Source organism: Mesorhizobium sp. M7D.F.Ca.US.004.03.1.1, assembly GCF_003998635.1.
Classification (GTDB): Bacteria; Pseudomonadota; Alphaproteobacteria; order Rhizobiales; family Rhizobiaceae; genus Mesorhizobium; species Mesorhizobium loti.
Genome location: NZ_RZQG01000177.1, coordinates 1 through 8,386, shown reverse-complemented (window position 1 = coordinate 8,386; position 8,386 = coordinate 1). Strand labels below are relative to the sequence as shown.

8 protein-coding genes and 1 pseudogene are annotated in these 8,386 nt (G+C 64.9%); 4 read left to right on the top strand and 5 right to left on the bottom strand.

Annotated elements, in window-relative coordinates; genetic code table 11:
• A partial coding sequence (locus EN935_RS12910) for an NAD(P)H-binding protein (RefSeq protein ID WP_127373356.1) occupies positions 1 to 453 on the bottom strand: 453 nt, incomplete at its 3' end.
• A gap of 44 nt (positions 454 to 497) precedes the next feature.
• The gene (locus tag EN935_RS12905; RefSeq protein ID WP_127373355.1) at positions 498 to 1,136 is read right to left on the bottom strand and encodes a DsbA family protein; all 639 of its coding nucleotides are present in this window, start codon (positions 1,134 to 1,136) and stop codon (positions 498 to 500) included.
• Positions 1,137 to 1,268: 132 nt separating this feature from the next.
• Between EN935_RS12905 and EN935_RS12900 the strand changes: the two genes are divergently transcribed.
• A complete protein-coding gene (locus EN935_RS12900; RefSeq protein WP_109658653.1) occupies positions 1,269 to 2,186 on the top strand; it encodes a LysR family transcriptional regulator in 918 nt (305 codons plus the stop codon).
• A 12-nt stretch (positions 2,187 to 2,198) separates the two neighbouring features.
• On the opposite strand, the gene EN935_RS12895 is transcribed toward EN935_RS12900, so the two are convergent.
• The 3 genes and pseudogenes from EN935_RS12895 to EN935_RS12885 all read right to left on the bottom strand — a co-directional run bounded on the left by EN935_RS12895 (position 2,199) and on the right by EN935_RS12885 (position 5,992).
• The gene (locus tag EN935_RS12895; RefSeq protein WP_109658652.1) at positions 2,199 to 3,815 is read right to left on the bottom strand and encodes a GMC family oxidoreductase; all 1,617 of its coding nucleotides are present in this window, start codon (positions 3,813 to 3,815) and stop codon (positions 2,199 to 2,201) included.
• Positions 3,812 to 4,291: pseudogene (locus EN935_RS12890) on the bottom strand (FGGY-family carbohydrate kinase); the annotation flags it as partial. The gene EN935_RS12895 and the pseudogene EN935_RS12890, both read right to left, overlap by 4 nt.
• 96 nt (positions 4,292 to 4,387) lie before the next feature.
• Entirely contained in the window at positions 4,388 to 5,992 is a 1,605-nt protein-coding gene (locus EN935_RS12885; protein ID WP_206534511.1) for an FAD-dependent oxidoreductase, read from the bottom strand.
• A gap of 149 nt (positions 5,993 to 6,141) precedes the next feature.
• Here EN935_RS12885 and EN935_RS12880 point away from each other — a divergent pair, with 149 nt between their 5' ends.
• The 3 genes from EN935_RS12880 to EN935_RS12870 are packed head-to-tail and all read left to right on the top strand — an operon-like array spanning position 6,142 to position 8,278.
• Positions 6,142 to 6,678 (top strand): cupin domain-containing protein, encoded by a 537-nt coding sequence (locus tag EN935_RS12880; protein WP_109658650.1) that lies wholly within the window; start codon positions 6,142 to 6,144, stop codon positions 6,676 to 6,678.
• Positions 6,679 to 6,689: 11 nt separating this feature from the next.
• Positions 6,690 to 7,466 (top strand): aspartate dehydrogenase, encoded by a 777-nt coding sequence (locus EN935_RS12875; RefSeq protein ID WP_127373353.1) that lies wholly within the window; start codon positions 6,690 to 6,692, stop codon positions 7,464 to 7,466.
• The gene (locus EN935_RS12870; RefSeq protein WP_109658648.1) at positions 7,466 to 8,278 is read left to right on the top strand and encodes an alpha/beta fold hydrolase; all 813 of its coding nucleotides are present in this window, start codon (positions 7,466 to 7,468) and stop codon (positions 8,276 to 8,278) included. The genes EN935_RS12875 and EN935_RS12870 overlap by 1 nt, the downstream gene beginning before the upstream one ends.
• Positions 8,279 to 8,386: the final 108 nt, after the last annotated feature.

Sequence of the window (8,386 nt, the reverse complement as noted above, 5' to 3'; positions counted from 1 at the left end):
GAACATGGCGGATGGCGACAGGAACGTCCAATCGAGGTCGCCGACCGTCTTCAATCTGTCCAGGAAGTCGGCGCCCTTCTGCGCTTCGGCCTTGTAGATCGCCGGGAATTCGGGGGTATCGACCAGCCGCTTGCCGGGCGCGACTTCGAGACTGCCGGCGCCGCCGACGACGAGATAGCGCTTCACGCCGGAGGCCCGCACCGCGGCGATCAGTGTATCGGCATCGCTGTCCAGAAAATGCACCGCGCTGATCACGACATCGTGGCCACGGATCAGGTCGGCCAGACCCTTCTCGTCGAAGACATCGCCCTTCCTGGCCGTCACGCCCGGAAGCGAGACGATCTTTTCCGGGTTGCGCGCAATGCCGGTGACGGTATGGCCGCGATCGGAAAGTTCTCTGAGTAGGCGCGAACCGACAGCACCCGATGCACCAATGAGAGCGACTTTTGCCATATCTATTTCCTTATTCCTTGTTGGAGGTTTTCTGGAGGATGGGATCACGCCGCCGCGATATGGGCGACAAGATTGTCGAAACTGCCGAAGAGCGCGTTCGAACCGATCAGCCAGGGCGCATTGTTGCGGATGACCGCCAGCGAAGGCACGCCATCGGCATGCAGGCGCTGGAACAGCGCGCGGCCACGGCCGACCAGCTCGCGGTGAGCCGTCAGCAATGCATCGGTCGGCGCCTTGAGCATCTCGGCAGCTTCCGCCATGCCGGCGGCGGCGAGCACCTCGGCCACACCACTGGTCGTCACGACATCGCTGCCGTCGACATAGCGCGCCCGCTGGATCGTCTTCAGCGCGGCAAGCCGGCGGCTGGGATATTCCAGGCCGGCGGCGCTGATGCCGAGCGTGGCGGCATGCGAATCGAGCAGGGTCCCGCTGATATCGAGGACATTGCGCCGGTAGGCCGGCGTGAACACTTGTCCGGTCAGGCGCTCGATCCGTTGGTCGTTCGCCCAGGCGTGGGCGGCAAAACCTTCATCCATCGGACGCGCACCGGCGCCGGAGAACAGGCCGGTCGGCAGCAGTTCGACGCGCACGCCGGTGGCCGACAGCCTGTCGAGCATCGGGGTGGCACCATAGCACCAGCCGCAGAGCGGATCGAAAAGATAGGTCACTTCTGAATTGCTCATAATCGCTGCCACCCTTGATCCGGCTGCCGGCTTGGTCGAATGCCTTGGCTCATATGTGGCAGGCGGGGGTCTTGCGATAAATGGCGCCCAATAATACAAACTGTCTGATTCAATCAGACAAAGACTGTCACCTTGGCTGAACTTCTGAACCTCAATCGGCTGGCCTACTTCACCACGGTGATGGAAACCGGCTCGTTCACCGCGGCGGCGGACCGGCTTGGCGTCGCCAAGGCCGTGGTCAGCCATCAGATCGGTAAGCTCGAAGAGGAACTCGGCGCAACGCTGCTGCAGCGCACGACGCGGCGTGTCACACCGACCGAGGAGGGTCGCCTCTTCTATGACCGCGCGATGATCATCCTGCGGGAAGCGGAGGCGGCCTATGGCGAAATCTCGCGCGGAGGCGTCGAACCGAGCGGAACGCTGAGACTGACCGCGCCGCTCGACTACGGCACCAAGATGGTGGCTCCGGTCATGGCGGCCTATCTCAGAACCTATCCGCACATGCGCGTCGATGCCATATTCGATGACGCGGTCAGCAATCTGGTGGACGAGCAGATCGATCTCGGTATCCGTGTCGGCTGGCTCACCGACTCCTCGAACCAGGCGCGGCGCCTGGGTACGATCCGGCAGACCGTGGTGGCGAGCCCTGGCTTCGCGGCAAGCCTGCCGCCCGACGTGACGCCGCGCCAGGCAAGATCGCTGGCCTGGGTCGGCAACGCCCAGCTGCGCGGCATCGGCCAATGGCTGTTTTCCAGGGACAATGAGAGGGTGCTGACCGAGCTCAATCCAATCATCATGTGCGACAAGAGCCCGGCCGCCCTGGCTTGCGTGCTCGCCGGTATCGGGCTCGGCGTGTTTCCGGACTACAGCGTCAGCGACGATATCGCCGAAGGGCGGCTGGTACCCGTGTTTGCCGACTGGAGCTTGCCCACCGGCGGCATCCACGCCGTCTTTCCACCGGCCCGGTTCCGGCCCGCCAAGGTGCGCGCCTTCGTCGACCTGCTCGCGGCCGCGGAGAAAAGGCGATCGCGCGGCGTTGCCATGGCTTGAAGCCGATAGCGGTCAGCGGGCCTCTTGCAGGATCATCTCGGCTGCCTTCTCCGCGATCATGACGACCGGCGAGTTGGTGTTGCCCGAAACGATTGTCGGCATGATCGAGGCATCGACCACGCGCAGTCCGGCAAGCCCGTGAACACGCAGGCCATCGTCGACCACCGCCATGTTATCCGAACCCATCTTGCAGGTGCCGACGGGGTGGAAGATCGTCGTGCCGATATCGCCGGCCTTGCGGATGAGGTCTTCGTCGCTGTCATACTGCGTGCCGGGCAGCATTTCTTCGGGCGCAAAGCGCGCCACGGCGCGGGCCTTCATCAGACTGCGGACATGGCGCAACGAGGCGACGGCCACGGTGCGGTCTCCCTCGGTGGAAAGATAGTTCGGTCGGATCTTCGCCGCCTCCCGTGCATCGGATGAACCCATATGTACGGTGCCCCGGCTTTCCGGTCGCAGATTGCAGACCGACACTGTCACGGCTGGAAAGCGATGCAGCGGCTCGCCCAGCCGGTCGGTGCTCAGTGGCTGCACATGATATTCGAGGTCGGGCGTTGCAAGGCGCGGATCACTCCTGGCGAAGATGCCGAGCTGGCTTGGCGCCATCGACAGCGGCCCGCTGCGCTTGAGCGCGTATTCCAGCCCCATCGACGCACGGCTGACCAGATTGTGGTAGCGCTGGTTGAGCGTCGCGGCATTGGCGACCTTGAAGACGGTGCGGATCTGCAAATGGTCCTGCAGATTTTCACCGACGCCCGGCAAGGCGTGACGGACATCCACGCCAATGCTCGAAAGCAGGTCGGGGCGGCCGACGCCAGAGAGTTCGAGCAGCTTCGGCGAGTTGATGGCGCCGGCTGCAAGGATCGTCTGTCCAGCGCGAACCTGGTGCAGGCGGTCGCCTTGGCGGAAGACGAGTCCGATGACGCGCCGGCCATCGAATTCGAGCCGTTCAGTCTCCGCGCCGAGCACCACGCGCAGGTTTTTGCGCGCCGCTATGCCGCGCAGGAACGCCTTCGATGTGTTCCAGCGGACGCCCTTCTTCTGGTTGACCTCGAAATAGCCCGAGCCTTCATTGGTGCCGGTGTTGAAGTCGTCGGTGCGGGGGATGCCGAGTTCCTCGGCCGCGTCCCGGAAGGCGTCGAGGATCGGCCATGACAGCCGCTGCCGTTCGACCCGCCACTCGCCGCCGCTTCCGTGCATGGCGCTCTTGCCACCATGGAAGTCTTCCGATTTGAGGAAGTAGGGCAGGACATCGTCCCAGCCCCAGCCAGCATTGCCGGCCTGACGCCAGCCATCATAGTCGGCGGCCTGGCCGCGCATGTAGATCATGCCGTTGATCGATGAACAGCCGCCAAGCACCTTGCCGCGCGGATAGTTGAGGCTGCGTCCGTTGAGACCTGCTTCCGGCTCGGTCTTCATCATCCAGTCGGTGCGCGGGTTGCCCATGCAGAAGAGGTAGCCGATCGGGATATCGACCCAGTGATAGCGGTCGCTGCCGCCGGCCTCGAGCAGCAGCACATTGTTGCGCGGATCGGCCGAAAGCCGGTTGGCGAGTACGCAGCCGGCGGAGCCAGCACCGACGATGACGTAGTCGTAACTGCCGAACGGGGACGGTGAAGCTTCGGTCACGTGCGTGCCTGCTGTCCGGCGATGCGCTCCCGCATCGGGCTCATCGCCTGGTTGATCTCGCCGTACAGTCGATACCGCCGTGCATATGCGTCGGCAACTGCCTCGTCACGCACAAAGTGTCGAGCGGCCGCTGTCATGGCGGCGGCACCGGCACTGTAGTCCGCGAAGATGCCGACGCCGGCGCCTGCAGCGATCGCCGCTCCCAGGGCTCCGGTTTCGCGGCTGCGTGCCACGGTAACGGGCACGCCCAGCACATCGGCGAATATCTGCGGCCAGACCGTGCTGCGCGAGCCGCCGCCAGACAGCACCACTTGGTCGAAATCGACGCCCGCTTTGTGCAAAGTCTCGACATGGCGCTTGTGCTCGAAGGCGACGCCCTCGAACCGCGCACGCAGCAGATGTGCTCGGCCGTGCCAGCCGGCGATACTGTGGAAGCCGGCTCGCGCGTGGCCATTCTGTTGCGCGTCATCGAGCCATGCCGCAGGGCCTGGATACGTCCTGCAGCTTTGGTTACGGGACATCAGCGGATCGTGGCGATGAGCGCGCTCCTTATGGTGCGCGAGGCCCCGCGATTACCGGTTTTGATGCAGGATCGTCTCGGCGGCGATGAAGCCCCATGTCAGATTGGGCCCCAGCGTCGTGCCGGCTCCTACGGCGCGGGTGCCGATGGGGTTGGCCATGGCAAGCCCGGCCGCATAGAGGCCGGTGATGATCGAACCGTCCGGCCTCAACACCTGCGCGCGCTCATTGGTGCGAGCGCCGCCCTTGGTGCCGAGGATCGAGCGATTGATCGTCATGCCGACATAGGGCGCTTTGTCGATCGGCTTCAGCCGATTCTCGGGGCCATGCGCCTTGTATGCCTCCCAACCGTTGTCGCCGCGTTGGAAGTCCGCATCGTGCCCCTTCGCGCAAAAGCCGTTCCAGCGGGCGATTGTCTCCTCAAGCGCCGCTGCCGGCAGTCCGAGCTTGGCGGCAAGGCCAGCGATCGTATCGGCCTTCTTGATCCAATCGCGCTCGTAGGAGGCATACCAGCGGAAAGGCAGCGACGTTTTCAGGAAACGATGATCGCCAACGAGATAGCAGGGCAGATGGATCGGCGCGCCGTCCGGCCCGCGCGCATCGATCGCCTCGCCGATGTTGAACGCGTTTTCGCTGACAAAGCGCTTTGCATCGCGATCGACGACGATCGAGTGCGGCTCGGCCTGGAAGGTCATCGGCAAGCCGTGCGATTTTCCCTGGTAGCGCGTCGGCAGGCAGGGATAGACGTTCGCCTGATCCATGCGGTCCAGCTGCGCGCCAACGGAAGCCGCAAGCTTCTGGCCGTCGCCCTCATTGCCGCGCGGACTGCCGATCCGGTCGAAGGCGCCGGGGAAGTGGCGCGCACGCATCTCGGCGTCCCATTCGAAGCCGCCGGTTGCGATCACGACGCCGCGACGCGCGACGATCTTCGTATGTTGGCCCTCGCTCTCCACTTCCGCGCCGGTGATGCGCGAGTCCGGGTCCTGGAGCAGGGTGACGGCACGCGTTCCCGGCTGAAATGTGACGCCGGCATCGAGGCAGCCCTTGATGAGCCCGGTCATGAGAGCCGTGCCCTGGCCGCCGGAATTCGTCAGCCATCGCCATAGAAGCTTCGGCCAGACCTTCAACCCGGCTCGGATAGGATGGTGATAAAGATCGAGGTCAACGATCTCCTGGTAGGTGAAACTGTGGGGAAGGGTTGAGCGGCGCAGGCTCCGTGCAAACTTGCCCAGGATACGGCGGCTGAGCGGCCTCGGCGAGAGCATGCGGCCGTAGAGCTTGCCGCCAGGCGCTTCGGCAAAGGGGTCCGGCTCGTTGATCAGGCGAAAATCGAGCGGCGTGTTGACGGACAGGAAGTGCAGCATGTCCGGAGCGGCCTTGGCGAACGCGCCCCAGAGCGTATCTTCCTTCTGCTCCCACCCTTCGGGCGCGACCGCGCGCAGATAGGCGAGCGCATCCTCGCGGCTGTCGGCGATGCCGGCTTCGGCCGCGACATGGTTGGCGGGTATCCAGACCCCGGCCCCGGACATGGCCGAGGTGCCGCCCAGCCATTCGCTCTTTTCGATGACAAGCACCTTGAGGCCGCCCTTGGCGGCCCGCAGCGCCGCCGAGCAGGCCGCCGATCCCGAACCGATCACCAGAACGTCGTACTCGCCCATCGGCATTCCCCTGCCATCATCATCACGGCACTATAGAGGCAGGAAATTTAATCTGTCTACTATTGTGTCGACACTTTTTGCGCTGTACCCTCTCTTGGTCAGCAGCGTGCCCCGCACGACCTTCGCAGCTCCTTTCGAGAGGCAGAGCCATGGACGACACCCGCCTTCAACCCGCGCCGACAGGCATCCATGTTTCCGGAACCGAAACGCGCGAAAGCTACTGGCAGCCGGTACCGGCAAACGGCCATATCGACGTCGCGCTCGCGCCGCACATCGTCGGCATGGAGCACCCCTTCGCACTGGGCACGCAATCGGTAGCGCCCGGCGGCTATGTTCGCGAACACACGCATGACCGCAACGAAGAGACGGTCTACGTCATCGAAGGCCATGGCCGCGCCGTCATCGACGGCAAGGAATATCCGCTGGAACCGGACAGCGTTGTGTTCCTGCCGAAGAATGTCCGTCACATGTTCATCAACGATGGCGACACGCGCCTTCGCTGGATCTGGTTGATCGTGCCGAACGGGCTTGAGGACTTCTTTCGCCTGATCGGCAAGCCGCGCAAGCCCGGCGACCGTGTGCCCTCCAATTTCCCGCGCCCGGAAAACGTCCTGGAAATCGAGCGCAAGACAGTGTTCGGGGCAGACCTCGCCGACAAGTTCGATCCTCTGAAACAGAACCCCTGAAGAAGCCTCGGATGGTGACGCTCGGCCTCATCGGCTTCGGCACGATCGCGCGCGAGATCGTCTCCGCTTTCCCGCAGGACTCATGTCGCTGGGTAGCGCTGACGCGCGAAGGCGCCCGCCCCGCAGTGCCGGCGAATGTCAGCGCTGTCACGCGGCTGGATGCGCTGATCGAGGCGCGCCCCAGGGCGGTGGTGGAGGCGGCAAGCCAGCAGGCAGTCGCCGCCTATGTGCCGGCGCTTCTCGACGCCGGCATCCCGACCATGATCGCTTCGATCGGTGCGTTCTCCGATCCGATACTTGCCGCCCGATTGACCGATGCTTCGCGCAACAGCGGCGCGCGCTTGATCCTGCCGTCAGGCGCGTTGGGCGGCCTCGACTATCTCAGGGCGATAGCGGCCCTTCCCGAGGCGCGGGTGCGCTACACCTCGCGCAAGCCGCAGGCAGCCTGGAGAGCCGAGCTTGCCGCCCTTGGCCTGTCAGCCGAGCACGAAGCAGTATCGCTCTTCGAGGGCACGCCCGCGCAAGCGGCAAAACTCTATCCGAAAAACCTCAACGCCGCCTTCGCCGTGGCGCTCGCGGCAGGCATCGACAAGGTCACCGTTAGCGTGGTTGCCGATCCGAGAGCCACCGGCAACACGCATGAAATCGAGGTCGAGAGCTCCGCCGGCAGCGCTTCCTTCCGCCTCGTCAACGCGCCCTCGCCCGGCAATCCCAAGACTTCGGCGCTGACCGCGCTCAGCCTCGTCGCGGCGCTTGGCGAGTTGCTCGACAGGGAGGGCCGTCACTGATGCCCTTCTTCACCGCCGCCGATGGCTGCCGCATCCACTACGAGACATCAGGCGGCCATGGCCCGCGCCTCATCCTCATCCCGGGGCTCGGCGGTGACGGAAGATTCTGGGCTGGTGTGGTACGCCTGCTCGAGGCCGACCATCGCATCATCGTCACCGACCATCGCGGCGCCGGCCGCAGCGATCGCCCGGAAAGCCCCTGCTCCATTCCCCTGATCGCCAGCGACATTGCCGGCCTCCTGGTGCAGACGGGCGGGCCCGCCCATATTGTCGGGCATTCCACCGGTGGCGCCATCGCGCAGGTGCTGGCGCTCGATCATGCGGAACTCGGCCTGAGCTATACGATCAGTAGTTCCTGGGCGCGCGCCGACAGCCGTTTCCGCACGCTCTTCAGCGCCCGCGCCGAGCTGCTGGAGGCCGGCCTAGCCGAGACCTACCAGCGCCTAGGCCATGTGCTCTGCCACGAGCCGTCCTACCTTGATACCAATGCCGGGCAGCTTGAAGCTGCCGTCACCGCCGCCCCCCGCACCCTGGCGCCGTTGACGGTGAGCGCCGCGCGCGTGCGCATGCTGCTCGACCACGACCGCCTTGACGATCTGCAGCGCATCGACGCCCCGGTCCAGGTGATTGCGGCCGCCGGCGATATCCTGACGCCATCAGCCCTTTCAGAGGCGATCGCCGCTGCGATACCGGGTGCCCGGTTTGTTTCAGTTCCCGGTGCGCATTTTCATCCCCTCGCCGACCCCGAAGGTTTTGCCGCCATCATTCGTCGTTTCATTGCCAAGGCCGACAGCAAACATCATGACCGCTGAAATCGCCCCCGCACTCATCGACCCGCGCCTCAAGCCTGGCGCCGACCGCCTCGCCGAAGGACGCACCAGGGCGCGCGACTGGTGCCTCGGCAGCTGCCGCTTCCTTAC

What these genes read in the sequence shown, in the direction of transcription:
- EN935_RS12905 (WP_127373355.1), bottom strand. Translation starts at nt 1,136, where the DNA reads ATGAGCAATTCAGAAGTGACCTATCTTTTCGATCCGCTCTGCGGCTGG.
- EN935_RS12870 (WP_109658648.1), top strand. Translation starts at nt 7,466, where the DNA reads ATGCCCTTCTTCACCGCCGCCGATGGCTGCCGCATCCACTACGAGACA.
- EN935_RS12875 (WP_127373353.1), top strand. Translation starts at nt 6,690, where the DNA reads ATGGTGACGCTCGGCCTCATCGGCTTCGGCACGATCGCGCGCGAGATC.
- EN935_RS12885 (WP_206534511.1), bottom strand. Translation starts at nt 5,992, where the DNA reads ATGGGCGAGTACGACGTTCTGGTGATCGGTTCGGGATCGGCGGCCTGC.
- EN935_RS12880 (WP_109658650.1), top strand. Translation starts at nt 6,142, where the DNA reads ATGGACGACACCCGCCTTCAACCCGCGCCGACAGGCATCCATGTTTCC.